26 protein-coding genes and 2 pseudogenes are annotated in these 24,421 nt (G+C 33.4%); 6 read left to right on the plus strand and 22 right to left on the minus strand.

Annotated elements, in window-relative coordinates; genetic code table 11:
• Nucleotides 1-237: 237 nt before the first annotated feature.
• Nucleotides 238-753: pseudogene (locus MHB70_RS15130) on the minus strand (glucose-6-phosphate dehydrogenase); the annotation flags it as partial.
• A 25-nt stretch (nt 754-778) separates the two neighbouring features.
• On the minus strand, nt 779-919 hold the full coding sequence (locus tag MHB70_RS15135) for a hypothetical protein (RefSeq protein ID WP_000898185.1): 141 nt from the start codon (nt 917-919) through the stop codon (nt 779-781).
• A gap of 168 nt (nt 920-1,087) precedes the next feature.
• Between MHB70_RS15135 and MHB70_RS15140 the strand changes: the two genes are divergently transcribed.
• Nucleotides 1,088-2,083 carry a zinc-dependent alcohol dehydrogenase family protein gene (locus MHB70_RS15140; protein ID WP_000647250.1) on the plus strand — a complete coding sequence of 332 codons (996 nt, stop codon included), beginning with the start codon at nt 1,088-1,090 and terminating at the stop codon, nt 2,081-2,083.
• Between the two features lie 183 nt (nt 2,084-2,266).
• On the opposite strand, the gene MHB70_RS15145 is transcribed toward MHB70_RS15140, so the two are convergent.
• The 5 genes from MHB70_RS15145 to MHB70_RS15165 form a co-directional block, all read right to left on the minus strand.
• Nucleotides 2,267-3,964: a M4 family metallopeptidase gene (locus MHB70_RS15145; RefSeq protein WP_001058958.1), complete on the minus strand. Its 1,698-nt coding sequence runs from the start codon at nt 3,962-3,964 to the stop codon at nt 2,267-2,269.
• Nucleotides 3,965-4,113: 149 nt separating this feature from the next.
• Nucleotides 4,114-6,342: a putative mucin/carbohydrate-binding domain-containing protein gene (locus tag MHB70_RS15150; RefSeq protein ID WP_000826219.1), complete on the minus strand. Its 2,229-nt coding sequence runs from the start codon at nt 6,340-6,342 to the stop codon at nt 4,114-4,116.
• A gap of 339 nt (nt 6,343-6,681) precedes the next feature.
• Nucleotides 6,682-7,281 (minus strand): nitroreductase family protein, encoded by a 600-nt coding sequence (locus tag MHB70_RS15155; protein ID WP_061529495.1) that lies wholly within the window; start codon nt 7,279-7,281, stop codon nt 6,682-6,684.
• A gap of 549 nt (nt 7,282-7,830) precedes the next feature.
• The gene (locus MHB70_RS15160) at nt 7,831-8,346 is read right to left on the minus strand and encodes a heme-degrading domain-containing protein (protein ID WP_002039094.1); all 516 of its coding nucleotides are present in this window, start codon (nt 8,344-8,346) and stop codon (nt 7,831-7,833) included.
• 499 nt (nt 8,347-8,845) lie between these two features.
• Nucleotides 8,846-9,217 (minus strand): DUF1304 domain-containing protein, encoded by a 372-nt coding sequence (locus MHB70_RS15165; RefSeq protein ID WP_000402475.1) that lies wholly within the window; start codon nt 9,215-9,217, stop codon nt 8,846-8,848.
• A 485-nt stretch (nt 9,218-9,702) separates the two neighbouring features.
• Between MHB70_RS15165 and MHB70_RS15170 the strand changes: the two are divergent.
• Nucleotides 9,703-9,831: pseudogene (locus MHB70_RS15170) on the plus strand (VOC family protein); the annotation flags it as partial.
• 164 nt (nt 9,832-9,995) lie between these two features.
• On the opposite strand, the gene MHB70_RS15175 reads toward MHB70_RS15170, so the two are convergent.
• From MHB70_RS15175 to spxA, 8 genes are all read right to left on the minus strand, one after another.
• On the minus strand, nt 9,996-11,315 hold the full coding sequence (locus MHB70_RS15175) for an aromatic amino acid transport family protein (protein ID WP_001014167.1): 1,320 nt from the start codon (nt 11,313-11,315) through the stop codon (nt 9,996-9,998).
• 972 nt (nt 11,316-12,287) lie between these two features.
• Nucleotides 12,288-12,506: a helix-turn-helix domain-containing protein gene (locus MHB70_RS15180; RefSeq protein ID WP_000974630.1), complete on the minus strand. Its 219-nt coding sequence runs from the start codon at nt 12,504-12,506 to the stop codon at nt 12,288-12,290.
• Nucleotides 12,507-12,516: 10 nt separating this feature from the next.
• A complete protein-coding gene (locus tag MHB70_RS15185) occupies nt 12,517-12,999 on the minus strand; it encodes a DUF2975 domain-containing protein (RefSeq protein ID WP_000815889.1) in 483 nt (160 codons plus the stop codon).
• Nucleotides 13,000-13,295: 296 nt separating this feature from the next.
• A complete protein-coding gene (locus MHB70_RS15190; protein WP_000987479.1) occupies nt 13,296-13,628 on the minus strand; it encodes an IDEAL domain-containing protein in 333 nt (110 codons plus the stop codon).
• 161 nt (nt 13,629-13,789) lie between these two features.
• The gene (gene saiR, locus MHB70_RS15195) at nt 13,790-14,203 is read right to left on the minus strand and encodes an Rrf2-family transcriptional regulator SaiR (protein WP_001083461.1); all 414 of its coding nucleotides are present in this window, start codon (nt 14,201-14,203) and stop codon (nt 13,790-13,792) included.
• A 218-nt stretch (nt 14,204-14,421) separates the two neighbouring features.
• On the minus strand, nt 14,422-14,556 hold the full coding sequence (locus tag MHB70_RS15200; protein ID WP_000573526.1) for a BA3454 family stress response protein: 135 nt from the start codon (nt 14,554-14,556) through the stop codon (nt 14,422-14,424).
• A gap of 111 nt (nt 14,557-14,667) precedes the next feature.
• On the minus strand, nt 14,668-14,802 hold the full coding sequence (locus MHB70_RS15205; RefSeq protein ID WP_000573525.1) for a BA3454 family stress response protein: 135 nt from the start codon (nt 14,800-14,802) through the stop codon (nt 14,668-14,670).
• Nucleotides 14,803-14,848: 46 nt separating this feature from the next.
• Nucleotides 14,849-15,244: a transcriptional regulator SpxA gene (spxA, locus tag MHB70_RS15210; RefSeq protein ID WP_000236192.1), complete on the minus strand. Its 396-nt coding sequence runs from the start codon at nt 15,242-15,244 to the stop codon at nt 14,849-14,851.
• Between the two features lie 527 nt (nt 15,245-15,771).
• Between spxA and MHB70_RS15215 the strand changes: the two genes are divergently transcribed.
• The gene (locus tag MHB70_RS15215; protein ID WP_000860824.1) at nt 15,772-16,116 is read left to right on the plus strand and encodes a winged helix-turn-helix transcriptional regulator; all 345 of its coding nucleotides are present in this window, start codon (nt 15,772-15,774) and stop codon (nt 16,114-16,116) included.
• A 227-nt stretch (nt 16,117-16,343) separates the two neighbouring features.
• Here MHB70_RS15215 and MHB70_RS15220 read toward each other — a convergent pair whose 3' ends face one another.
• Both MHB70_RS15220 and MHB70_RS15225 read right to left on the minus strand, forming a co-directional pair.
• Complete coding sequence (locus tag MHB70_RS15220) at nt 16,344-17,081, minus strand: GntR family transcriptional regulator (RefSeq protein WP_000146293.1); 738 nt, start codon at nt 17,079-17,081, stop codon at nt 16,344-16,346.
• Between the two features lie 32 nt (nt 17,082-17,113).
• On the minus strand, nt 17,114-18,175 hold the full coding sequence (locus MHB70_RS15225) for an oxidoreductase (protein WP_000176604.1): 1,062 nt from the start codon (nt 18,173-18,175) through the stop codon (nt 17,114-17,116).
• Between the two features lie 613 nt (nt 18,176-18,788).
• Here MHB70_RS15225 and MHB70_RS15230 point away from each other — a divergent pair.
• Nucleotides 18,789-19,799, plus strand: coding sequence for an aldo/keto reductase (locus MHB70_RS15230; protein WP_000040531.1), 1,011 nt, complete (start codon nt 18,789-18,791; stop codon nt 19,797-19,799).
• A gap of 79 nt (nt 19,800-19,878) precedes the next feature.
• The gene (locus tag MHB70_RS15235) at nt 19,879-20,295 is read left to right on the plus strand and encodes an SRPBCC family protein (protein ID WP_000951541.1); all 417 of its coding nucleotides are present in this window, start codon (nt 19,879-19,881) and stop codon (nt 20,293-20,295) included.
• A 44-nt stretch (nt 20,296-20,339) separates the two neighbouring features.
• Here the strand turns inward: MHB70_RS15235 and MHB70_RS15240 are convergent, their stop codons facing one another.
• The 5 genes from MHB70_RS15240 to MHB70_RS15260 all read right to left on the minus strand — a co-directional run bounded on the left by MHB70_RS15240 (nt 20,340) and on the right by MHB70_RS15260 (nt 24,123).
• Entirely contained in the window at nt 20,340-20,906 is a 567-nt protein-coding gene (locus MHB70_RS15240; RefSeq protein ID WP_000855189.1) for an SGNH/GDSL hydrolase family protein, read from the minus strand.
• 16 nt (nt 20,907-20,922) lie between these two features.
• Nucleotides 20,923-21,750 (minus strand): MBL fold metallo-hydrolase, encoded by an 828-nt coding sequence (locus MHB70_RS15245; RefSeq protein WP_002048673.1) that lies wholly within the window; start codon nt 21,748-21,750, stop codon nt 20,923-20,925.
• Nucleotides 21,751-21,775: 25 nt separating this feature from the next.
• Nucleotides 21,776-22,333, minus strand: a complete 558-nt coding sequence (locus tag MHB70_RS15250; protein WP_001017279.1) for a DUF7010 family protein — start codon at nt 22,331-22,333, stop codon at nt 21,776-21,778.
• Nucleotides 22,334-22,360: 27 nt separating this feature from the next.
• Complete coding sequence (locus MHB70_RS15255) at nt 22,361-23,209, minus strand: phosphotransferase (protein WP_000355231.1); 849 nt, start codon at nt 23,207-23,209, stop codon at nt 22,361-22,363.
• Nucleotides 23,210-23,373: 164 nt separating this feature from the next.
• Nucleotides 23,374-24,123, minus strand: coding sequence for a Nif3-like dinuclear metal center hexameric protein (locus MHB70_RS15260; RefSeq protein WP_001027988.1), 750 nt, complete (start codon nt 24,121-24,123; stop codon nt 23,374-23,376).
• A gap of 84 nt (nt 24,124-24,207) precedes the next feature.
• Between MHB70_RS15260 and MHB70_RS15265 the strand changes: the two genes are divergently transcribed.
• On the plus strand, nt 24,208-24,417 hold the full coding sequence (locus MHB70_RS15265; RefSeq protein WP_000801649.1) for a hypothetical protein: 210 nt from the start codon (nt 24,208-24,210) through the stop codon (nt 24,415-24,417).
• The last annotated feature ends 4 nt before the right edge of the window (nt 24,418-24,421 follow it).

Below are 24,421 nucleotides of genomic sequence, written 5' to 3' on the forward strand. Positions count from 1 at the left end.
CTTTCGCTTTCTAATTGTCCCCAATATTAATAGTGGCAATTCAAAGCATTTCTACCACAACTTACTTATTTATCGAATTTAACGAAATAATGTATATTTAATTACTTTTAGTAATTAAATAATCTTATGTTTATTATATTAACCACATAAATTATTATCGTCAATAAAAATGTCTTGAATTAAATACTATTTATTTCGTAATACTTTTCTAAGTGTATTCCTAGTTACCATTCATTTTCAAAGATAATGATCAATACAATAAATATCATTTTTATCGAAATATTCAATTAATCTTCCGTTAAACTCGCGAGCAGACGTTACATTATAATCAAAAGGCTTCTCTATAATAAGACGGTTCAATCCTTGTGTAGCCCACAATCCACTCTCCTTAATATTTAAAGCAATCACATCAAATACTTCTGGTACAACAGATAGATAAAACATACGGTTTCCAGAAATGTTTAATTCTGTTTCACGCTTTTTTACAAGGCTCAGTAAATCTTGATAGCCCACTATATTCGCTGTATCTAATTGACAATAACGAAATGTGCTAATAAATTCTTCTACTCCTGATTGGTCATCAGTAGATATTCTAGAAAATGTAGCAAGGGATTGTTCTACCTTTGTTTGAAATTCCACATCTGACATTACCCTTCTGCCAATACCGATAATCGAAATAGATTGCGGTATATGTTGATTACTAAATAGTTTGTATAAAGCAGGGTAAATTTTGCGTTTCGCTAAATCCCCTGTCGCTCCGAATAAAGTGAAACTTTAATCAGCCCTCACCAATCGGGCTTTTACGAGCAGCCCAACTCCCACCTAACTTCTTTGCTTTCGCTGAATTTTGAGGTGGGGGTCTTACTGCCTGTGAATGCGGGATAAACGTAATGAATAAATCATGCTGCAAAAATAACATCTACCCTTTCTTCAAAAAGCTTTACAGTAGTTTTTAGAAGTACGTTACATTATTTCATTTCATGCACTTTCCTCTTCTTTATATAAAATTCTCACTAACCAAATTCAAAATATTATACTTATTTTTCGTACTTTGCTATGCTATAACCACAAACAGGAGGTATAAACTATGAAAGCACAAATTATCCATTCTTTTGGGGATTCATCTGTATTTCAATTAGAAGAAGTTTCAAAACCAAAACTTTTACCAGGTCATGTTCTAATCGATGTAAAAGCAACAAGTGTAAATCCAATCGATACAAAAATGCGTAGTGGTGCCGTTTCAGCAGTCGCTCCTGAGTTTCCAGCTATATTACACGGCGATGTAGCTGGTATTGTTATTGAAGTAGGAGAAGGTGTTTCGAAATTCAAATCAGGGGATGAAGTATACGGATGTGCCGGAGGTTTTAAAGAAACTGGAGGTGCACTTGCAGAATTTATGCTTGCTGATGCACGATTAATTGCTCACAAACCTAACAATTTAACAATGGAAGAAGCTGCTGCTCTACCATTAGTTGCAATTACAGCTTGGGAATCTTTATTTGATCGTGCAAATATTAAACCTGGTCAAAATGTTCTCATTCATGGAGCTACTGGTGGCGTAGGACACGTAGCCATTCAACTAGCTAAATGGGCAGGCGCTAAAATTTTTACAACCGCTTCTCAGCAGAGCAAATTGGAAATAGCCCATCGTCTAGGAGCCGATATAGCTATTAATTATAAAGAAGTATCTGTTCAAGAATATGTGCAAAAACATACGAATGGAAACGGATTTGAAGTTATATTTGATACAGTAGGTGGCAAGAATCTTGATCATTCTTTTGAAGCTGCTGCGGTCAATGGCACTGTCGTAACAATTGCAGCTCGTTCAACCCATGACCTCTCTCCTTTACACGCAAAAGGACTCTCTCTGCACGTTACTTTTATGGCATTAAAAATATTACATACTGATAAGCGTAATGATTGCGGAGAAATCTTAACGAAAATAACGCAAATTGTAGAAGAAGGAAAACTTCGCCCATTGCTAGATTCGAAAACTTTCACGTTTGATGAAGTTGCCCAAGCACATGAATATTTGGAATCGAATAAAGCAATAGGAAAAATAGTGTTAAAAAACGTTTGGTAATTTTGACTCGATAAAAACAACTTATTAGTTATCCTAATTACCAATTAACATGAGATAATGATACATAAAATAAAATGCCATGCGTAACAAAAACCTTGCAGAGAAATTCTACAAGGTTTTTGTCTATATATTTAAATAAAGAATCATATTAAAATAAAAGGTTTACAATTCATCATAGTAGTCTTAAATATAAGCTGCTTTAAAGGCTTGTTGGACAGCTTGTACTTCTAATGAGTCTTTACCATATAAGTTCGTTGCTACACGAATACAAGCTTCTTTTAATTCTTTAAAGTCAGAAGTCATATTTAATTCATCCGTATTTGCATAATAGAAAATATCAAACATTTTATCTTCTCCAATGCCATGTACGTTTACTCCATTATGGTTTCCACCACTAGCAATCAAGTAAGCTACTTTATTAATAATGCTAGAGTTCGTGTGTACACCACCATGATCGTGGTCAGCATCAATAGGTAAGTTATTATAATGTCTATAGTCCTCCGGATATCTAGAAGAGATAGATGATGGGTTTTTCATATCTCTAAAAATAAGACCTGATTGTTCTCCCATTGTCCAATTGAACTTTCCGTTATTGGCATACTTTTCAACTGCTACTCCTAAAATATCAGATAGAGCCTCATTAATTGCACCAGCTTCTCCTGCATACTCAAGTCCAGACTCATTTCTTGTAACCGCGTGTGTAAATTCATGTCCTGCCACATCAAATGCTCTAACAATTGGATCTCCGTATACTAGCATAGCTCCATTACTAAATGCATTAAACCACTGCTCAGGATTTCCTTTATTCGTACCATTTGTGTTCCAACCATGAACGACAGAAATTACTTTTTGTCCGTTATTATCAAAGCTGTTACGGCCATATTTTTCTTGATAAAAATCATATACTTTCGTTGCTAAATAATGGGCACTAACTGCTTTAGGATCAGTAAAATTTGTAGAATTACTTGTTACTAAATCATCGAGATAACCCCATACATTTCTTCTATAATTATTATAATCTTTATAATTAGCAGTATATGTTTCAATTCCCTTACCACGAGAATAATCTGCAAGCATGTACGTTCCATCACTTCGCTGCGTAATTCCAAACGTACGATTAATACCTAAGTCATCTTTTCCTGTACCTGTTAATTTCGAAGGATCTTGTGATTTATTTGCTGTCGCAGATTGGACAATACTACTATCTACTTGTATACCAAATTTTTGAACGAGTTCTTTTAATAGATTCCCCCCAAAAGCATCAATTAATACCGTACCAGATACATATTCAGGTGTAGATGCACTAAAAGTAATTTGATATGCGTTTGTAGCTTTATTTGTATTTTCATCTACATATACCACTTGTTTAATTTCTGGTTCTTCAATAAATATAAGATCATTTCCATAGATGTTGAAAAGCTGTTTCTTTGCATCCTCTTCTGATAAAGTAATAGGTTGTTTCAAATCTTCCTGTTGTTGTAGATCTTGGGCACTATCCCCCGAAACGCTCGTAAGTACACCATCATCATTTATATGTGCTGTTAGTTGATATCCGTATACATCACGTCCTTCATACGTTTGTTGAAGACGTACCAATGTAGTACCATCATAAGATTTACGACTTTGCGTAACATTATAATTAACTTTGGATTCCGTATTAACTTGCTTTGATGATAATGCTTGTTCTGTTTTTCCTTTTAGTGCATCCTTTGCTACATTTTCTACCGAATTTTGAGAAGGTGCTGTTAAATTACCTGTTCGGAACGTATCTTCCTTTGTTTCCACTTTTAAATCTTCTGTTTCCGCATGCACTCCTCCATAGGGCATAATCGCCGATAACACCACTCCTGTAGTTAAACCTACCTTTACGAAATTATTCATATTCTTACCCCTTTATAATCTTATTATTAAGTTAAATAAATGTTTTTTCAGAATTGGAAACATAGATATTTCAAACTATCTATGTTTATCTACTGTTTATGAATTGTGCTTCCTCATAATATGGATAGATTCCATTCATTTCTCAAAAATTACTCATTATATAAACTATCTTTATATTTATTCATATACAGTATTTTTTGTGGTTCTGATAACATATTTATTGCCATCCACACATTCTTTTTCATTTCTAATTTTTGCATTGGTATCTCTTTTAAAACAGGATTACTTATAATTGCTTCCATTTCTTCATCAATTCTTTGCATAAGATTTTCTTCCGGATTATTTTGCAAATAAGTATTTTTCAATCCCCATTTTGTCATTATAAATTCATTTGTTTTATTCATAGGATTCATAATAGTAGCTTTACTAGTTAATCGTTTTTTAATTTCATCATGATAGATTTTAATTCTATATCCTTCTTTTAGTGGAACTGTATCTTTTACAATCGTTACATTTGTTCCTTCCATTTCCTTCGTATAAATTTTTCCCCCCTTATTATTAAACACCTCTATTGATGCGTATTTTTCACCTGCATAATAGCTATGAGGCGTTTTAGTAGTAACCGTAAAAACAGCTTGATCTTGCTCTAAGTCTGTATTTAATTCGGCAAACTGGTCATCTCCTAATCCTAGGAATTGAATCGTTTCATTTACCAACTTACTCACTTTCATTTCGTTAATATCAATGGTTAGACTATTATCTTTTTCCTTTATATAGGTATAATACGAACTGAAATGGTACATACTATCCGTTTTTCCACCTGAAATCTCAACTGTATAAACTCCATTTGGTACGTCTTGTAAATTGATATCTGTTGTTTCAATTGTTTTCTCTTGAATAACTTTATTCCCTTCTTTTAATTTAATTTTTCCTCCTTTCAATGTATCTATTTCATTTGTATTTAAATGGATATGCAAATTCCCTTTTAGCCCAAGTGAAGCAATTTGCTGATTTGTAACTATTTCAAAGTTGGAGTTTATCGGAATCTCAGGATCAACTAGTGCTCTTGCTTTAACTAATTGTGATTCAGGCACTATATAAGCTAAAGAAGTAACAGCCGGATAACCTTTCGCCCTATTAATCTCTATTTGTTTATTATTAAGTTTAAAGCCCCATCTTTCAAAGACAGGTGTAAAATCAACTTGTCCATTCTCACTATAATACTGATTCATTAAATCTGGTAAAGAATGGTCACCTTTTTTGAAAGCTGTATTGCTAGCTAGTTTTCGATAACCTTGATACATTTTCGCAAAAGCTTCATCGCCAGCTTTTTGTTTCGCCATCGTTAAAAGAATAAGTTTTTGTCGTAAATCTAAGTCATCATAATTTTTATTTTCTTTCATTAAAGAATTGTATAAATTCCGTTCTACTTGTTCCTTCTTCCCAAAATTAAACAACCAACCAACTTGATCTGCTTTTTTGCTGTATTTACTATATTGATATTGAACACCAAATAGATTATTAGAAACTTCTCCTGTAAATATTCCTTGATTATCAAAACCAGCTTGGTATCCATGAGCGATTTCATGTAAAGTTCCCCAACTTAGTTTATCTAACCACATCTTTGTACTATCTGTACTATTGGCTGTCCAATTTGCGCCATAATAGGCACCGCCAGCACCGGATATATCTGCTTTTAAGAAATAACGATTTTGACTTTTTTTATTTTCAACCGTTGAGCCATCTAAACCAATAATTGAATCATACATCGCAAAAATATCCTCATAATATGCAATTAACTCATCCAACGATTGAAAATCTTTTAAAGATCTTACTAACTCTTTATCTTTTTTAGGTACAAATAATTGAAAACTCTCCCCTTGAATTAACGCATACTCCCCATCAAATTGATCCCATGTACTAAAAAATTGAGATACACTTCCTTGTTGTTTATAAATGGGAAGAGGCTTAGTAGAACTTTCATTTCCTATTTGGTACTCAAGTGTAGCGTGCTCTTCACCATACGGAGTATCTATGAAAGGAACTAAAGGCGTATCGCCTTGAATCGTAATCCATTCATTTCCTACTTGTATGGATTTTTCATTTTTTGAGTCATTAGACAATAAACGTACTGTTAATTTGTCTTTAAAATTAGGATTCGTTTGTCTTACCTTTAATGGTGTATTTCTCTGCAAAATAAATCCTAAATCATGTCGATCATGATATTTCCCCTTACTTATGCCCGCCTGAAATATCCAAGTAGGCTCTTCTAAACTAGTAATTTCTTTTACATTTGTTCGTTCATCAGCATGTAAGTGTATATTTCCTATGAGGAAAAACATTGTATACATTATGCCTATAACAAGTAATCTTTTCATTTACATATCTCCTTTTCTATTTTTTATATACAAAATACAATAAAACAAATTCCTCCTTCGTTACTTAAAACTGTAGTCCATAAGTTATTTCCCAGTGTAATTATTATAGTTACATTAATTCATGATTATCAATCATTAGATATATGTAATTTTACATATACAAATATTTAACATTTAATAATAAAATATCTTTGCCTATACTCCTTTATCACTTTCAAAAATTAATCAAAAAAACACGAAGACTTAAATGTCTTCGTGTTTTTTTTAATATATATCGTTACACTTGTGATTGAATTAATAACTAGAATCTTTTTACTCATTCCTTATGAATAATGTTTATTATTTATGAAATTTCACACGCTCTTCAAGCGGTTGGAATTCTTTTTCACCTGGTGTAGCTGTTGGATTACCAAATGGCATTTGTGCAATTAGTTTCCAATTAGCAAGAACATTCCATTCTTGTTTTACCTCATCATCAATTAATGGATTATAATGTTGCAAAGATGCCCCTAATCCCTCAGCTTCTAAACCTGTCCACACGACTAATTGGTGCATACCTGATGCTTGGTGTGACCAAATTGGGAAGTTTTCAGCATATGCAGCAAATTTTTCTTGAAGCGATTTAACGATAGCCTCATCTTCAAAGAATAATACTGTTCCATAACCAGCTTTAAAAGAATCCATTTTTTGTTGCGTTCCTGAAAAATCTCCATCTCCAACTACTTTTCTTAATGTTTCAGTTGTAATATCCCATAATTTATCATGAGCTTCACCAAATAATACAACTAATCGCGCAGTTTGAGAATTGAAAGCTGATGGAGTATGTTTCACAGTAAACTCCACGATTTCTTTAATTTTTTCATCTGATACTTGTACCTCTTTATTAATTCCATAGTAAGTACGTCTTTCTTTCAGTGCGGTATAGAAATCTTTTGTCATAATTCATTTCCTCCTAATTTTTAATATTCTTCAAAATGATATATTGCGAAGATAATATGGGTTAAAATGAGTTCATTTTTGAATCATTGAACTCCATAACACCAATTGCTAGTCATTCTGAATCTAACTAAACTGCTTCATTTAAACCACTTTAGTTTACTAAAAAAACATTTTATAACATCGTTGAGACAATCTAGTGATCATTCGGTACTATTTTACCCATTCTCTATTCATGTATCCTGCTTGTTTCATATTTACACAAATATGAAAATAACCTTAAATTGCTGGTCAAAAAAGCCAGGTAGCATGAATAACACATTACCTGGCTTTTTACAGTTTTAATTTAAATTCAGCTAAACATTACCAATGAATAGTATTAAAAACTATACCCGTCACTTATTTAATGATTAACATCTTATAAATTACATGTCAAACTTTAATACTGTTTTAACATCCATACTCTTACAGCAAACAAACAATAAAAAACACAAAAACGAACAGGAATGTGTTCGTTTTTGTCTCTATATTTAACAATTGAATTTACTTTTATTATTGATTCAAATGATGTTTAACTGCTCTTATTACCAATTCGTGATCTTCTTCTGGCGGCAATCCTGAAACTGTTATCATTCCAATAACTCCTACGTTTTTTACTCTGATAGGAAAGCACCCACCAAACGCAGCATATTCCGAAGTATCTAAAAGATATTTTTCATTATATGAGATTCCAGTTATTTCACTTTGTATCTGCATATAATAAGAGCTATGATCATGCAGGGAAACAACTCGTTTTTTACGCTCAATCCATTTCGTATTTTCCGCATTTGTCCCTGTCATCTTAAAATGAAATAATTGCACACCGTTTTTTGTTATATCAACAGCAATCAATTTCCCCTCTCGCTTTGCTGTTTCAACGATAAATAAACCTAGTTGCAAGGCATCTTCATTTGTAAAAGAGGAAAATTGAAGTGTTTCCTCCTCTTTTAAAATTTGTTTACTAATTTCATTCAAATTTGAAGTACTCATATCTTTAACCTCCATAATCGTTTTATGCCACTCTGGCATTTTTTCGAAATTATTAGGCCATATAGTACAACCTTTTAATCAATCTGATTCTAAATAAACTGCTGTAACATCGTTGGTAAATAGTAGTACCGTAAAGCTTGTTTTCTTCTTACTGGTGCTATTATGAATGATATTCAAAGTTATAAAAAGTACTATTCTACTTATCCCTATCTTACAGAGACTATTATGAAATATATTTAACATCTTAAAAATGTATGTACTAAAGAATAATATTTTTAATCACTAACTTTTTTGATCAATCGTTAAAATCCAATTTCATCAAAATTTTTATCAATTATTACACTATCCAACAATAGGAGGAAACAAAGATGGATGAAAATGTATCCAAAAGCTGAAAAGCAGTTGAGTCCCTTGAGGGAATAGTTATAATTCACTACATATAGAAATAGACATACAAAAACGCCATCCTTTCCTATGATTCTACAGAAAGAATAGCGTATTTTTCAAAAATGAGTTCTTTTATTGAGAAACTTTGATTCTATATTATAGATAAAAGAGCAACTAGTGCTAAAACAGCTGGAAGTCCTTGTTTCACAATAATTGATTTATTAGATGTGAAACCTCCGAAAATAGCTGCTATCACCACACAAATCACGAAAAATAATTGGACCATATAACCAATTGGATTGAGCCCAAGTACAAGTCCCCAAATGAGACCAGCCGCTAAAAATCCATTATATAAGCCTTGGTTTGCAAACATAATGGCTACGTTTCGATCTCCTTCTAAATGCTTCCGTAATTTGAAAGCACGTTTCGCTACTTTTGAATCAATAAAAAACATTTCAAGGATCATGATAAACAAATGTTCTAATGCTACGATCCCGACTAAAATAGCTGCGATTATTTCCACACTATTCTGCCCCCTACACTCTCTATTCTTTAATATTCTCTACATTTTTTTGCATCTGTAATAGAACATGAATAAGTATTTTGCGTTCTTCTCCACTGATATTTACGAACATTTCCTTCATAAAATGTTCCTTTTCTTTCTTGTCAAAATATTAATTGATATATCAATTATTGATACATCAACTAATATACATCTCTCTTTTTATTTTTGCAAGTTCTTTTGTTCAATTGGTTTTATTTTGTTCCAGCAACTTTAAACCAATTCAAAACATCAGTTCGCATTTCTAGAAATCATAATTACTTTAAGTTCATTCTAACAATCATATTTAACTAAATATATAAAAGAATTGAGTTATATCTCCATCAATTTATAAAAATTAATTTTTTCTAAAAACAGATACTTTACGTTTTTTATAGTAATAAAAATCATTTTTTTTCAGAGGCAATCCATTTTGTTAGCTTGATGGGCATAGGATAGCACCATATGACGAACCAATTATCTTTCAAGAAGACGGCTAGAAATCTGGATTTGGTACAGGAGTTGCCTACTTCCCCGATCCAGATGGTACTAATTTAGAGCTAATTGCTCCAAAAGGGCCATTCAGACGTGAATAGTTAAAATAAATTAATACCGAAACAAGCCATCTTCTGCCTGGAAGATGGCTGTTTGTCGGCAAGTTGATGGAATTACTAAAAAAGGACAAACTCTCCAATGCGAGAAGTTTGTCCAAAAAGTTTTTCGTGTCCACTATTTTCACACTAAAATTAACAATCGTGAATTAGAATAATGACTTAATACTTGCTAAAACAGTAAGTACACCTACAATAATAACAAATACGTTACTCATTTTCCCTTTGTATTTAGCTAGTACTGGTACTTTATTGATTGCATACATCGGTAATAGACATAAGATAGCAGCAACTAATGGACCGCTTAGAGAATCAATAAGTCCAAGAATACTTGGATTTGTATAAGCAACAAACCAGCATGATAATACAACAAAAGTAAGGACGATTGTCTTAATTGTTTTTTCTTCTATATCTTTTCCACGTGATTTACCGAACTTAATAATCATGTCACGCATTACTTCAAATGCTCCGATATAATGGCCAAGGAAAGATTTTGTAATAGCCACAAAAGCAATGATTGGAGCTGCAATAGTGATTACAGGTGAATTAAGCTCATTAGCAAGATATGAAAGGATTGATAAGTTTTGCTCTTTTGCCATTTTTAAATCCTCTGGAGTCAAGCTTAATGTACTACTCCAAACGAAGAACATAACTACAGCGAATGTCATGATATAACAAACTTTTTGTATTTGCGCACATTTAGCATCAGTAGCTTCTATTCCATACGTAGCTCTCTGTTTCACAACAAATGATGAAATCATAGGTGAATGATTAAATGAGAATACGATGATTGGTAGAATCATTAATATCGTTCCAAAATAGCCTGTACCTGTTGAAGCAGTAGAAACAGCTGAAAAACTAAGCATTGACGTATTCCACTGTGGAATTAAAGATATTGCGATAAAAAGTAGAGAAGCTATGAAAGGATACACTAGCATACTCATTACCTTTACAGTAATATCTTGACCAAAATTCAGTATAGCGATAAGACCAAGAACTAATACAAGTGATAAAATAGCCCTTGGAGGTTCTGGCATGTGCAATTGATGCACGATAAAACTACTTGCAGTATTTGTAAGCGCAACCGAATACATTAGTACGATTGTATAAATTGAACCGAAATATACGATGTTAAAAATGATACTCGCTTTATTTCCGAAATACTCTCTAATTGTACCTGTGATCCCCTCATCAGCAGAATTAGAAGCGTATATCATTTTAGCAAGTGCCCTATGTGAGTAATACATAACTGGATATGCAAGCAATGTAATTAGTAGTAATGATAATAAACCACCTGAACCTGCATTAATCGGTAAAAAGAGCACCCCCGCTCCAATTGCAGTTCCAAATAGGCTCAATGCCCATGTAGTATCCTGCTTATGCCACTTTTTCGGATCTGCATATTGCTCATTTTTTAGTGCGGTATTTTCAGCTTGAACTTCTATTTTCTTTGCAGTATTCCCGTTCATATAATAACTCCCCCTTGTATCCTATTCTTACGTCTCTCTTTATAGCTAACGAATATCTTCCTTTTTTGGAAAATGAATTCCTTACAAGTTGCCCCACATTGCATGTCCTTCATCATAATGAATCCAAATTGAAACATTCGCTAGTTAGCGTCCTAATATAATTGTTAGCGTTAACAAAAAAGTTTACTCGTAGTATCCGCTCTTTATATAAAGAACCCTTAAGAGAACAATATAGAATAGACTTCATAAATACGTTGCAACATTTCTAATAACGGTGTATTACTTTAGTGGTTTCTCTTTTTTTACTTATAACAGTAATTTCAGCTAAACCGGCCTCTCTTCATTTATGAGGCATTTCTTTCTCAATTCTACACATCACTTTAATAACTTCGGCAGCATTTATGGTATTGATTACACAAGCCACTGAAGCACTTTACATACATTTCCGCCTCTAATCACACACCTTTCTTACTAGTAATCGCATTTTTTATATTTTCTCCAGAGATAATAAATTTTCTCTCGACGCCCTCATTATAACGTGTATATTTATAAAATTAATATTTTTATATTTTCAGATTTTTTTACCAGGAAAAATTTTCAATATATAATGAATTTCAGCCATAATGCAGTAATTTTTTCCATTATTTTAAGATATACCAGTTATTTAATGCATTCCACCTCATACGCTAAAACTATTGTAATAAATAATTAATGAATATATTTCCAAAATAGAAAAATAAATTTTCGGGATATATATTATTAATACCGAATTTATATACATTTATTGGAAAGTGATATCTCTTTTCCACCAAAGTTTTCTATAAGAATTGAACTCATTTTTCGGACAATACGTTTTTTAACTTGATGACAATAAGGAAACCCGCTAGCATTTTACAAAAACTACGCTAAGCCGAAAAATATAATAAGCCCCCCATATGGAAGGCTTATTTACAAAATAATCATTGTCTATTTTTATTGATTCTCTTCGTCTCTTTTATACTCCAAAATATCACCTGGTTGACAATTCAAAGTCTTACATATCGCTTCTAATGTTGAAAAACGAACCGCTTTTGCTTTCCCGTTTTTCAAAATAGAAAGATTTGCCATCGTAATCCCAACCCTCTCTGAAAGCTCCGTTACGCTCATTTTTCGTTTTGCTAACATCACATCAATATTAATAATGATTGCCATATCCTCCACCTCAGACCGTTAAATCATTTTCTGATTTTATATTAATAGCTTCTTGTAAAAGTCTTTGTAGAACAGCAGCAAAAACGGCAATTACCATAGAGGCGAAAATAATAACCAATCCAATTGGTATAAAACTTGGAGGGTCAACTCTTGCCGCCATAAGATAGTAGAGTGGCATACCTAGCAAGTACAAGGTACTAATCGTGATGGCACTGTATTTAATATTCTTTAAAGCCTTTACCGATAATTCCGAGAACGCTTCGTTCTTATCAATATAGCTTAAAAGTTTAAATGCTTGATACAGAGCAAGGTAAAAAGGTATCGCTGCCGCGTACATATCGATTAAAACGAGAGATTTCATATAAGCAATATTTGGATACAATTCTCCAGCAAAATCCCCAATCTTAGGCACTAAAAATATGCACAATACAAGGACTAGGATTCCTATAAAAATAATAGCTAGCTTTAAAAAGAGTGTCGTAACTTGTTTCATAAAAGCACCTCGCTTATTTAATAACAAAATGATTTTATCACACCATTTATTGTTTAACAATAAATATTAGTTGTTTTTTATTATATTATTATTGTTAATATAATATCCTTTTCATTTCAACAAAAATAAAAAGCATTTCTCATTACAAAGAAATGCTTTTACTTTAAAATATTAATTTTATAAATCATGTTATTGAATTTCTCCTGAACTCCCTGATTTAATGGGTTTTTTTCACACAAAACAATTGATTTTATCACAACTAAAGATTCCAAAAAAAATTATATTTAATATAATTTTTAAACTCCCCCATTCACTAGCTCGTTTATCGAATTTAATTTTGAAGAAAGCTTGATAAACCATTCTTCATCCCCTGTTAATAATGCAAGATCTATAAGATAAAGGATTTGTTCCTTGTTTATTGCTTTTGATTCAGGGAGTTTTTTTACGTGTTTACTTAAAAAGGACATTGTTCTACTTATTGTATCTCTGTTGTCACATTTAACAACATTAACCTTAACTACTTCCCCTACATGATCAAATGATTCAATATAACCAAGTATTAATTCACCCTCTACTGATATTCCTCGAACCCAATCTCCTACTTTTAAAACAGGATTATTTGACATCATACTTTTTCACCTTCCTACAAATGATTTTAGAATTAATTTATTAGGATTCGTTCCTCGTTTTTTAGAGACGACAAACAAGATAGACAAAACAACTCGAACTGTAATATTTTCCATTACATTTAGATATTAAGAACTCCACGGCCATATAGAAATTAAGCCGTTTATCGTTCTTGATTGATTAGATCGACTACTTCTTTCATCGTATAGTTCTTTAAATATTCACCTAGATGTTCTTCAGCACCTAAGAAAATAGTGAAAAGAACTTTTCGCATATTCGAACCTACAATACACTGGTCATTCGATTCTGGACATTTAGGTTGCAAAGCACCTTCTGAGGTTATTTGATAAATATGCCAGAGATTAACTTCACTTAAATCTCGAGCGAAAATAAAACCTCCACCAATTCCCTCTTTTGATTGTATAAACTTATGTTTTTTTAACAAACTTAGCACTTTACGAATGCGTACTGGATGAACACCTGCACTTTCTGAAATAGCATTGCTTGTTGACATCCGGTCTGGCTGTAGTGCTAAATAAGTTAAACTGTGAATGGCCAAGGTAAAGTCACTGTTCATGGTCTTCCTCCTACGATATAAATTGCTAATCACTTTCCAACTTACTGTAACTATAAATATTACAGATAGGTTTGTCAAACGTTAAGATTTATAAATAATTTTTACTATGAAGAAATACATTCATTTATATTCTATACGAGCTCACCGATGTCTATTAGTTACATTTATCTTTTTGAACTACCTATTATCATTTATGTTTTTTAAGTCTAAAAATAATTTTAAAAATCCCACTGTTTCTTGACTTGTTCTTCTGCCAACTGTTTAATTTTTGTCCAGATTGTATCTTTGCTCACAATAACATTTGTTTGATAATTTCTATTTTTATAATTCACTGTAACGCATACTTCAATCATCTCTTGCTTCCTCCTTTCAAAAAAATTTCACTTATTTATATTTAATCCCTGAAAAGTTTTGGATTTAGCTAGAATCTCTAACCTATAACTTCATTTTTTAAATAATCAAACTTAAAAACCCCACTGTTTCTTAACTTGATCTTCTGCCAATTGTTTAATTTTTGTCCAGATCGTATCTTTGCTCACAATAACATTTGTTTGATAGTTTCTATTTTTATAATTCACTGTAACGCATACTTCAATCATCTCTTGCTTCCTCCTTCCAAAAATTCCCTTTAAGAAATATTACTTATTAATTAGCCAACTTTTGCAATTCTATGTTCAGAACTGTTCGAACGCTACGTGGTAAAAATTTACGAATTTCTTCCTCGTTAAAACCAATCTGCAATCTTTTTTCATCCAACATTATTGGGCGGCGCAACATTTGAGGATACTCAATTATTAATTTATAAAATTCATTAAGCGATAGCGCCTCGATATTTATATTTAATTCCTGAAAAATTTTGGATCTAGTTGAAATAATTTCAGTAGCCCCTTCTTCAGTTAAACGAAGAATTGATTTAAGTTCATCGACTGTAAGAGAGTTTGATACGATATTTTTTTCGGTATAATCAATTTGATTCTCTTCAAGCCATGCTTTTGCTTTTCGGCATGAACCACAGCTTGCTGTCGTATATAAAATCACCATATTTTATTCACTCCTTTAATGTTCTTTATCAAACGTACAATTATTTTAAATATGGATTATTGAAATGTATTAAAAAAAATTACAGTTTAGAATCAAATTCACGTAATGTTATTTATTCGACAATGTTTAATTTATCTCAACTATCCGTTTCCTTTTAAAATGATGCTTTCATACAATTACTGTATCTACATTTTACAGACGATGACAACTTACTTCTTAAAACTATACTGTAATTTTAAACTTTACAGTTAGATTAATTAACTGTTAAGTCTTGGATTAAATCTATCAACGTAACAAATCGTTTTCTTTTGTGTGAATGTCCCCATAGTTATTATTCTCACCAATTTCAAATGCACTTCAAAGTATATTATACTCATTTCTTGCTTACATGTGCTATTATGGAATATATTTAGCACAATAAATAGTACGCACTTTAAAGTGTTATAGGCACTAAAAAGAAATAATTTTAGTATTCAAACGTATGTAGGCCCAAAACTGTCATCTAAATTCATCAAAGGAGTTTTTTTATGAAAACATATAATATTCCTGTAGAAGCGACTTTAGAAGTTATTGGTGGAAAGTGGAAAGTTGTTATCCTTTGTCATTTAAAAAAAGGAACAAAAAGAACGAGTGAATTAAAACGTTTAATGCCTGGTATTACACAAAAAATGTTAACACAGCAATTACGTGAACTGGAAGAAGACGATGTAATCCAAAGAAAAGTATATGATCAAGTACCACCGAAAGTAGAGTATTCTTTAACAGATTACGGTTCATCTTTAGGAGCCATACTCGATTCCCTCTGCGCTTGGGGAGAAGGTCATCTTGAAAAAAACGGGAACACATCCATGCTTATTACAGCTGATGAATAATAAAGTGAAACTTTAATCAGTGGGGGGTGTTCACCCCCCACTGATTATTAGCCTTCACCAATCGGGCTTTTATGGGCAGTGAGACTCCCACCTAACCTCTTTGCTTTCGCTGAATTTTGAGGTGGGAGTCTCACTGCCCTCAAATAGCGGGATACCTATTCCTCTATTTGTGTAAATTCTACCGAAGACATAAAAAAAGGTTGAGACACTACTTGCCTCAACCTTTTTTATGTCTCTTTATAACTTTTTGCGGTAATAACTGTTTCAAATTCAAAGGTTTCTGGTAGATGATCGGCATAAGAGTACTCGAATGTGCGTCCATCCGTTAAGTAGGCCACTTGTTCAACTCTCATTAGGAAATCTTGATTTGTTAAGTTCATAAACTGCTTTTCTCGATCATCTGGTCGAACTCCTTTAACCCTGACAACGGATGTCCCTACTTCAAAACCAAGTTTATTTTGAATGTGTGAGTATATCGATTCCTCTAAAACGGAAGCTTCAACACCTGGGATGACCGAAATCGGCATCCACGTATGCTCCATAATCGTCGGAATGCCGTGGATGATTCGAAGGCGGATGATTTTATAGACGAAATCACCGATTAAAACTCCCAATTTTTCAGCAACAATTTCATCGGCACCGACAATCGTAAACTCGATAATTTTACTTTCTACCTCACTGCCGTAAACAGCTTTCGTACCTGTTAAAGTTTGAATCATTCGTGCCTTTTCCTGTTGACGCCAATCTTGAACCACGGTTCCACTTCCACGCCTGCGGATGATGTAGCCATCTCTGACTAACAAATCCAGCGCTTTTTTAATAGTAAGTGCTGAAACGCTAAATTCTTCAGCAAGGACGGGGCTACTCGGGATTTTTTCGTTAATTTTATATTCGCTGTCTAAAATTTGCTGTTTAATTTTTTGGTAAATGCCGAGGTATTTTACTTGTGTTGATCCACTTGCCATTTCCATACCTCCTTTATACTGTATTCCCTCTTCTATTCATTCAAATGTAAAGCCTCAAGTTTGTAAACAGAAGGTGATGGAGCAGCAAATCCGTTTTCCAAGATTTCAATATTCGTTACTGCTTCTTCGTCTTTCACAAGTTTTGGTGCACCATTTACGATTGTTTCATACGCTGCATCATAGAAACGACCGTAATCACCAAGCGGCGTTTTAATTTGTTTTTCAATCCAATCACCGTTTGCGTTACGATATTTAGCAATTCCATAGTACATCGGCGAATCTTCACCAAATCCTGCACTCTCAGGCATAATACCCGCTTTCAGATCATTTTCCTGCTGATCTTCACCGTATTTAATAAATGAACCATTTGTTCCATGAACGATAAAGCGTGGATAATCTTTCGCTACGACATGGTTCGTTTTCAGCTTAATCTTCAACTGATTTCCGTAATGTAGACCAACATCGAAATAGTTATCAACCGCACCTTCCACTTCATTATTACGAATATCGTATGTCACCGTATTTGGACGGCCGAATAGTGAAATCATGCGGTCCATCGTATGAATACCTAAACTGTAAAATGAACCTTCTTCTTGTGGAGCTTCATGAGTGATTGAACCAGGACGGAAATAATCAATATGTGATTCAATCTCAATAATATCACCAAGGAATCCTTGTTCAACTACTTGCTTCACAGCTAAAAAATCACCATCAAAACGGCGGTTTTGATAAGGCATAACGACTACGCCTTTCTCTCGTCCTAATGCTAATAATTCTTTGGCGTGTTCTACTGTATCGCAAAATGGTTTTTCAACGATAACTGATTTTCCAGCTAATATAACTTTTTTTGCTAATTCATAATGCGTATGTGCTGGCGTACAAATTGTCACAACTTGAATTTCTTTGTCATTCAACAATTCGTCTAAATCAGTAGTGAAGTAAACACCTTTTTCCTCATATGGAGCCGCTAATTTTTCATTTATTTGACGTACAAAAATTGTTTTTACTTTTATATTATTACGTGTCTTTAGATAAGGTAGGTGATAACGGTTAGCTGATTTTCCAAATCCAATAAAGCCCATTGTTAATGTCATGTTCTTCAACTTCCTTGCTCATAAATTTTCGTTTCTATATTTATTATATATTTTTATGATAAAAAGTATATAGTTTTATTTTTGAAATTATATATTAAATAAAAAGTCAGGATAAAAATCATTTCGATTTTCATCCTGACTTTTTACTATTTTTGTGTAATACCAAACATTAATTTTTTTAATTCGCACGTTCTCTATTTGTCTTTCTTTAAATGACAAAGAATAACTACTTTCCACGAATAATTTCTAAAGTTTCCTCCACAGGAATAGTGTGTGTCTTCATGTAAAAACCCCTTTAATAATTTTATAAAACAAATAAGCTAAAATATTTTAATATTACTTTTAAGTATCTATAGCACTTTAAAGTACGTACTTTTCATTATGTAAAATACATTTCATAATAGCATTTGTAAGAGTTGCATAAGTAATTCAGTAGTAAATATTACCTATGTTATCTTTTAGGTATCCATCGTACTTTAAAGTACTTACTTTTTTAACTGTTTCAATACTTTTATCATGCATTTTGCCGGACGATGAAATGGCATGTTTTAATTTTCACATCCATTCACAATGATTAATTAATTTTTAAATACATTTTAGGAGGATATCTATAATGAGTAAATTACTAAAAGAAAAAATCGGTTTTGGTACAGCTCCACTAGGGAATATGTACCGTAATATCCCAGAAGAAGAAGCAATCGCTACAGTGGATGCTGCTTGGGAGAATGGCGTTCGTTACTTTGATACAGCTCCACTTTATGGATCTGGATTAGCGGAAATCCGTCTTGGTGAAGCACTATCAAAAAGAAATCGTGATGATTACTTTTTAAGCACGAAAGTGGGTCGAACTATTTCGGATGAGCTAGAAGATCCATCTGCACGTGATTTAGGTGAAAAAGGCGGACTTTTCGAATTTGGTCGTAAAAATAAAATGATCAATGATTATAGCGCAGATGCAACACTTCGTTCTATCGAGCAAAGTTTGAAACGTTTAAAAACAGATCGTCTAGACTTTGTTTTCATTCATGATTTAGCACAAGACTTTTATGGCGACGAGTGGATTTCACAATTTGAAACGGCTCGAACAGGGGCATTCCGTGCGCTAACACGTTTACGTGAAGAAGGAGTCATTAAAGGTTGGGGACTTGGAGTAAACAAAGTAGAATCAATTGAACTTATGCTTGATTTGGAAGAAGCGAAGCCAAATATCTCCTTGTTAGCTGGTCGTTATTCACTATTAGACCACGGGCGTGCCTTGCAACGAGTAATGCCTGCAGCTGTTAAGCATAATATGGATATTGTTGTTGGTGGCCCATACAGCTCAGGTATTCTTGCTGGAGGTGCTCACTTCGAATATCAAAAAGCATCACCAGAAATTATTGCAAAAGTTGAGAAAATCAAAGCTCTTGCAAATCGTCATGAAATCAGCATTAAAGCTGCTGCTTTACAGTTTTCATTGGCTAACCCAGCGGTTGCTGCCGTTGTTCCTGGTGCAAGTAAACCGGAACGAATTGTAGAAGACCAAAATGCATTAAACACAGTAATTCCCGCAGCATTCTGGGAAGAAATGCGCGAACAAAAACTAGTAGCACCTAATGCACCACTACCAATCAACGTAAAATAAAGTGAAACTTTAATCAGTGGGAGCATCCCCCACTGATTATTTCCCCGCAAATAGCGAGTTAAAAAGGAGCATAATAAATATGGCACATACTACTACATCTATGACAATTTTCGGTTCCCTTGAACAAGTATGGCAATTAATCGGAGGTTTCAACTCCCTTCCAGACTGGTTACCTTATATACCTAGCAGTAAATTAACTGAAGGCGGTCGTGTACGTCACCTAGCTAATCCAGATGGTGATACGATTATAGAACGCTTAGAAGTATTCAATGAGAAAGAACGCTACTACACGTATTCAATCATGAATGCACCATTCCCAGTCACTAATTATCTATCTACAATCCAGGTGAAAGAAGGTACTGAAAGTAACACATCGTTAGTAGAGTGGTCTGGCACTTTCACCCCTGTAGAGGTTAGTGATGAAGAGGCAATAAATCTGTTTCATAGCATCTACAGCGATGGACTGAAAGCATTGCAGCAAGCATTTCTAGATTGAGCTACTAAAAACAATGAAAAGCAAAGCGATATCGCTTTGCTTTTTTATAAAATCCCTTTTAACTTTTCACCAATCAACTTCGCTACATACTCATACCCTTCTGGTCCAAAGTGTAGCCCATCTCTTTCATCATTTTCTACAAATGTTTTATAATTCCGTTCTTGAATCATTTCAGCATACAAATTTAGAAAATAGCTTCCTGTTTCTTTCGCCACTTCCTCTACCACGTCTGCATACTGACCGAGCACTTTATTTGTTCTATTATGCTGTCTTTCTTCATCAACTGGTGCAGGACTAATAAGCAGTACTTTACCTGACGAAATATGGTTCACAATCTTCTCTAAATTTTCTTTGTATGTTTGTAATGACCCTTGTGAAAAAGAAACTGCATCATTCGTGCCAAGAAAAACTGTTACGAAATCTGGTTTATGTGATAATACATCTTCTTCAATCCTATTTAACGCATCGAATGTATTATCACCTGGAACACCTGCATTCACCACTTCCCAATTTGAGAATATCCTTTGTAACCTTGGTGTTAATCTAGGTGTACCATCAAAAAATACATCATCAGCTGTAATACTATCACCGAAGCATACTAACGTTTTCATTAGACTTGCTCTCCTTTTACGTATGAAATAACTTTCCTTCTACCGCCCTAATATATCTTTCAGCAGAACGTTCCACTGCCTCATTTGCATTCTCTTTTACTACGCGATGAAAAGCGTTGTATAAACGATTAAACTGTAACGGCTTCACTCGATTCACCATTTCTTCCACTTTTCTCGCTGGTAATGGAATTAAGTTTGGATAGCTGTACATAAAACTTACCCATCGCTCATCCGCTACAACTTGAATAATATCACCTGTTAACAAAATTCCTTTTCCATCATTACCTTCTTCCCAATGTAAGACAGATCCACCTTTAAAATGACCTCCTAGACGATGAATGACCAATCCATCAGCTAATTGTAAAGACTCACCAGACCAATAAATAATACGACTACTCGGGCGCATCACCCACTCTTTATCATCTTCGTGTATATAAATTGGTACATCAAATGTCTCTGCCCATTCTACTTGCGTTGAATAATAATGAGGATGAGACAATGCAATTGCATCTAATCCGCCAAGCTCTTTTATTTTCGCAATTGTCATTTCATCTAAATAAGTAATGCAGTCCCATAGTAATCGATATGATTCTATTTTCACTACAAATGCTGTTTGACCGATCGCAAACCCTGGTTTGGTCGTAATACTATAAAGCCCGTTTTCTTCTTCGATTATTTCATTTTTATATGTATCACTTATTTGCAAGTTTTCTAAAGTCGTCCAAGACTGCCCTTTCGGATTCACATATTGCCTTTCTTCATCACAAATATGACAACTCACCGGTTCCTCTACACTCGCTGCATACTGCACACCACACGTTGTACAAACGAAATTTTTCATCATAATTCCCCCTATCCCTATATTTTTATTAAGCTGATTTTTGTTGATACTGATCTGCTTTTTTATTTTCAATTAATAAACTTATATAAGTAAGTAAATAAACAGCTGTAACCGACAATGGAATCACCGTAAATCCTTTTTCTGCAAACAGAATCCCGCAAACTGACGTCACGAATACAGTCCCTACTGACAATAGACCATAACTTTTGCTTTCATAAATCCATACGTACGGGATAAAATGAACACCTATTAACATTGCTACTACAAAAGGTAACCATTCTGGAAATTGAAAATAGGCAAGTAATACAAGCGGAATATTCAATACATTTATCCCACCAATTAATCCTGCCAAAATCCCTAACGGATTTCCTTTCGCAAACATATCAATTTTCAATATAGCAGCTATCATTAAGCCGAAAGGAAACACACATCCCATACCGATTAAATATACCCACACCACTTGTTTTTCAGAAAGAACAAAGCCCGTTATACTCATAACCATCCAAAATAAAACACCAGCTAATATAATCGGTAATCCTCTCTTCGTTTTGATTGCTAAATCCTTTTTCGCTTCTGCAATATTCATCTCACCATCTCCCCAAAAATATTTGTGCTATAAAGTAGTCTCAACCTCGCCCATCCAATAACGCCAAGCTGCTAAATAATCTTCTAAATCTTTCGGGTGGTGTCTTAAACACGTATCTATCCGCAAATATAAACCTATGACCATTTCTTCATATAAATTACGGTCTTCTCTATGAAATACACTTTGTTTCATCACATAATCAATTGCTTCTTTCGTTAAATCTTCCGGAGTTGAACAAAACGCGTAAATTAAATCGTATATAGGATCTCCTAATACTGGTAAAGGATCAATTACTCCATGTAACCTATTCTCTTGAACTATAAAATTATGGAATCCGAAATCGCCATGTAATAAAAATGGCTCATCTATTCCAGCCCCTCTATTCGGACTATTTGCTAACTTAAAAACAAGTCTACATTCTTCATCACTTATGTACGACTTTACATTTTCGTGAGCTTCCATCACAGTTACTGTTAAAAATTCATTCCAAGATTGAACCGTACTGTCCTTCCATCCCCAGCCACTCACCTTTGGAACTTTTTCATACTTATTGATAACGTCCTTTACAAGTTTGCACAGTATACTTCGTTTATGGCCAGATTTGCACGAAGTAGTCCCCTCAAGAAATGAATAAACAATATATCGACTTAACGGATCCTTATATAAAAGCTTTGGAAACGCATCATTCTTTTTATAAAACTGAAGAAAATAAGCTTCTTCACGTATTACATCCGATTCATTCAGTTTTACAACGTATTGTTCATCCAACAAATATATTGTACTTGTCGTTCCCCCGTTCAAACCTTTCATGTTTTTTGGATAATGTAAAATAACCTTCTCTTTAACTAGTTGTGCAGCGATTATTGAAATGTCCATTCCCTCACCCTTACACTCTGAATATTCCCTTAATTCAAAAGGAAACTTTACTATTATTTGACAGACATAAGGGGATTCCTCCCACCCATCTTAATATAACAAATTACACTTTCATTACTTCATCATATAATTCATTCCATTTATGATATTGCGATGCGATTTCTTTATTCCAAATGATCTTCATTTAATCTAGTAATTTCTATTGCACGATCTCTCTCTTGTAATTTACGAGCCAAACTTTCTACACCAAACACTTCTGTAAATGTGTGGCTACCTACTATTAAGTTGATACCTTTAAATTTTGCATGTTGCACTGTATATAATGTTTTTTCTCCTGTTATATACGTATCACAACCTTTTTCTAATGCTCGCTCAATCAAATTTGTATTGTTACCTGCACCAGTTAAAATCGCAATCCGTTTTATTGGTTTATCGTGATTCCTCCAGCTCTTCACTTTCTCTTCCATTCTTTCTTCAAGTTTTTCAACCAAGTTTGAAAATGCAATCGCTTCTTCAAATTCTCCTATTCCAGGTAATTCCTCTTCCTCATACGTAGAGTATTCTAGAATTGTATCTATCCCCATTTCATTAAATAATGACGTACACGTACCAAATTCAATAAAATCTAACGGCAAATGAATCCAAAAATGATTCATTTCATATTGTTTTAATTTCTCAATACAAGCCTCTTCCATGCCAAACAAAAAATTCCAAGGAGCATGATGTGTAACTATCATATCGACTCCATTTTTATACGCTTCCTCAATCGTCTCTAGTGTCAAATTTGTTGTGTAACCGATTTTGTGAAACTCCTCTTTACTTATATGAGTATAACCATATTCATCATCGCCGTATTTATGAAGATGCTCTCCAAATAGCGATTTTATATGTTCGTTAAACTGCGTTATATTCATTTTCATTTCTCCTTTCATTTACTTTTATATTTCATAAATAAGGAAATACTAAATAACAACGTTACATACATATAGGAGGACAATATGAAACCTGAATTTTTAAAAGCTGTACATGATGCGATTGGAAATGTCGAACACATTCATATAGAAGAAAGCGGCGCAGACAGTTTACTTATTCACCACGATGATGCGCAGCAATTAAAACAAGTTGCTGAGACTTTAGAAAATAATAATTTTCGCTCCGCTTTAAGAACAACGGGAAATGCTTCATATATTGAAGTGTTGAATAGATAAGGAG

This window comes from Bacillus sp. FSL M7-1020 (genome assembly GCF_038050415.1).
In the GTDB taxonomy this organism is placed as follows: domain Bacteria; phylum Bacillota; class Bacilli; order Bacillales; family Bacillaceae_G; genus Bacillus_A; species Bacillus_A toyonensis.

Excerpts from the sequence above, each read along its gene's own strand:
- MHB70_RS15155 (WP_061529495.1), bottom strand. The coding sequence starts at position 7,281 with ATGACAAAAGATTTCTATACCGCACTGAAAGAAAGACGTACTTACTAT.
- MHB70_RS15205 (WP_000573525.1), bottom strand. The coding sequence starts at position 14,802 with ATGATTGAAGTATGCGTTACAGTGAATTATAAAAATAGAAACTATCAA.
- spxA (WP_000236192.1), bottom strand. The coding sequence starts at position 15,244 with ATGGTGATTTTATATACGACAGCAAGCTGTGGTTCATGCCGAAAAGCA.
- MHB70_RS15150 (WP_000826219.1), bottom strand. The coding sequence starts at position 6,342 with ATGAAAAGATTACTTGTTATAGGCATAATGTATACAATGTTTTTCCTC.
- MHB70_RS15230 (WP_000040531.1), top strand. The coding sequence starts at position 18,789 with ATGAGTAAATTACTAAAAGAAAAAATCGGTTTTGGTACAGCTCCACTA.
- MHB70_RS15185 (WP_000815889.1), bottom strand. The coding sequence starts at position 12,999 with ATGAAACAAGTTACGACACTCTTTTTAAAGCTAGCTATTATTTTTATA.
- MHB70_RS15215 (WP_000860824.1), top strand. The coding sequence starts at position 15,772 with ATGAAAACATATAATATTCCTGTAGAAGCGACTTTAGAAGTTATTGGT.
- MHB70_RS15245 (WP_002048673.1), bottom strand. The coding sequence starts at position 21,750 with ATGATGAAAAATTTCGTTTGTACAACGTGTGGTGTGCAGTATGCAGCG.
- MHB70_RS15135 (WP_000898185.1), bottom strand. The coding sequence starts at position 919 with ATGTTATTTTTGCAGCATGATTTATTCATTACGTTTATCCCGCATTCA.
- MHB70_RS15255 (WP_000355231.1), bottom strand. The coding sequence starts at position 23,209 with ATGGACATTTCAATAATCGCTGCACAACTAGTTAAAGAGAAGGTTATT.
- saiR (WP_001083461.1), bottom strand. The coding sequence starts at position 14,203 with ATGAACAGTGACTTTACCTTGGCCATTCACAGTTTAACTTATTTAGCA.
- MHB70_RS15265 (WP_000801649.1), top strand. The coding sequence starts at position 24,208 with ATGAAACCTGAATTTTTAAAAGCTGTACATGATGCGATTGGAAATGTC.
- MHB70_RS15200 (WP_000573526.1), bottom strand. The coding sequence starts at position 14,556 with ATGATTGAAGTATGCGTTACAGTGAATTATAAAAATAGAAATTATCAA.
- MHB70_RS15140 (WP_000647250.1), top strand. The coding sequence starts at position 1,088 with ATGAAAGCACAAATTATCCATTCTTTTGGGGATTCATCTGTATTTCAA.
- MHB70_RS15250 (WP_001017279.1), bottom strand. The coding sequence starts at position 22,333 with ATGAATATTGCAGAAGCGAAAAAGGATTTAGCAATCAAAACGAAGAGA.
- MHB70_RS15235 (WP_000951541.1), top strand. The coding sequence starts at position 19,879 with ATGGCACATACTACTACATCTATGACAATTTTCGGTTCCCTTGAACAA.
- MHB70_RS15260 (WP_001027988.1), bottom strand. The coding sequence starts at position 24,123 with ATGAATATAACGCAGTTTAACGAACATATAAAATCGCTATTTGGAGAG.
- MHB70_RS15180 (WP_000974630.1), bottom strand. The coding sequence starts at position 12,506 with ATGGCAATCATTATTAATATTGATGTGATGTTAGCAAAACGAAAAATG.
- MHB70_RS15190 (WP_000987479.1), bottom strand. The coding sequence starts at position 13,628 with ATGATGTCAAATAATCCTGTTTTAAAAGTAGGAGATTGGGTTCGAGGA.
- MHB70_RS15220 (WP_000146293.1), bottom strand. The coding sequence starts at position 17,081 with ATGGCAAGTGGATCAACACAAGTAAAATACCTCGGCATTTACCAAAAA.
- MHB70_RS15145 (WP_001058958.1), bottom strand. The coding sequence starts at position 3,964 with ATGAATAATTTCGTAAAGGTAGGTTTAACTACAGGAGTGGTGTTATCG.
- MHB70_RS15175 (WP_001014167.1), bottom strand. The coding sequence starts at position 11,315 with ATGAACGGGAATACTGCAAAGAAAATAGAAGTTCAAGCTGAAAATACC.
- MHB70_RS15160 (WP_002039094.1), bottom strand. The coding sequence starts at position 8,346 with ATGCCAGAGTGGCATAAAACGATTATGGAGGTTAAAGATATGAGTACT.
- MHB70_RS15240 (WP_000855189.1), bottom strand. The coding sequence starts at position 20,906 with ATGAAAACGTTAGTATGCTTCGGTGATAGTATTACAGCTGATGATGTA.
- MHB70_RS15225 (WP_000176604.1), bottom strand. The coding sequence starts at position 18,175 with ATGACATTAACAATGGGCTTTATTGGATTTGGAAAATCAGCTAACCGT.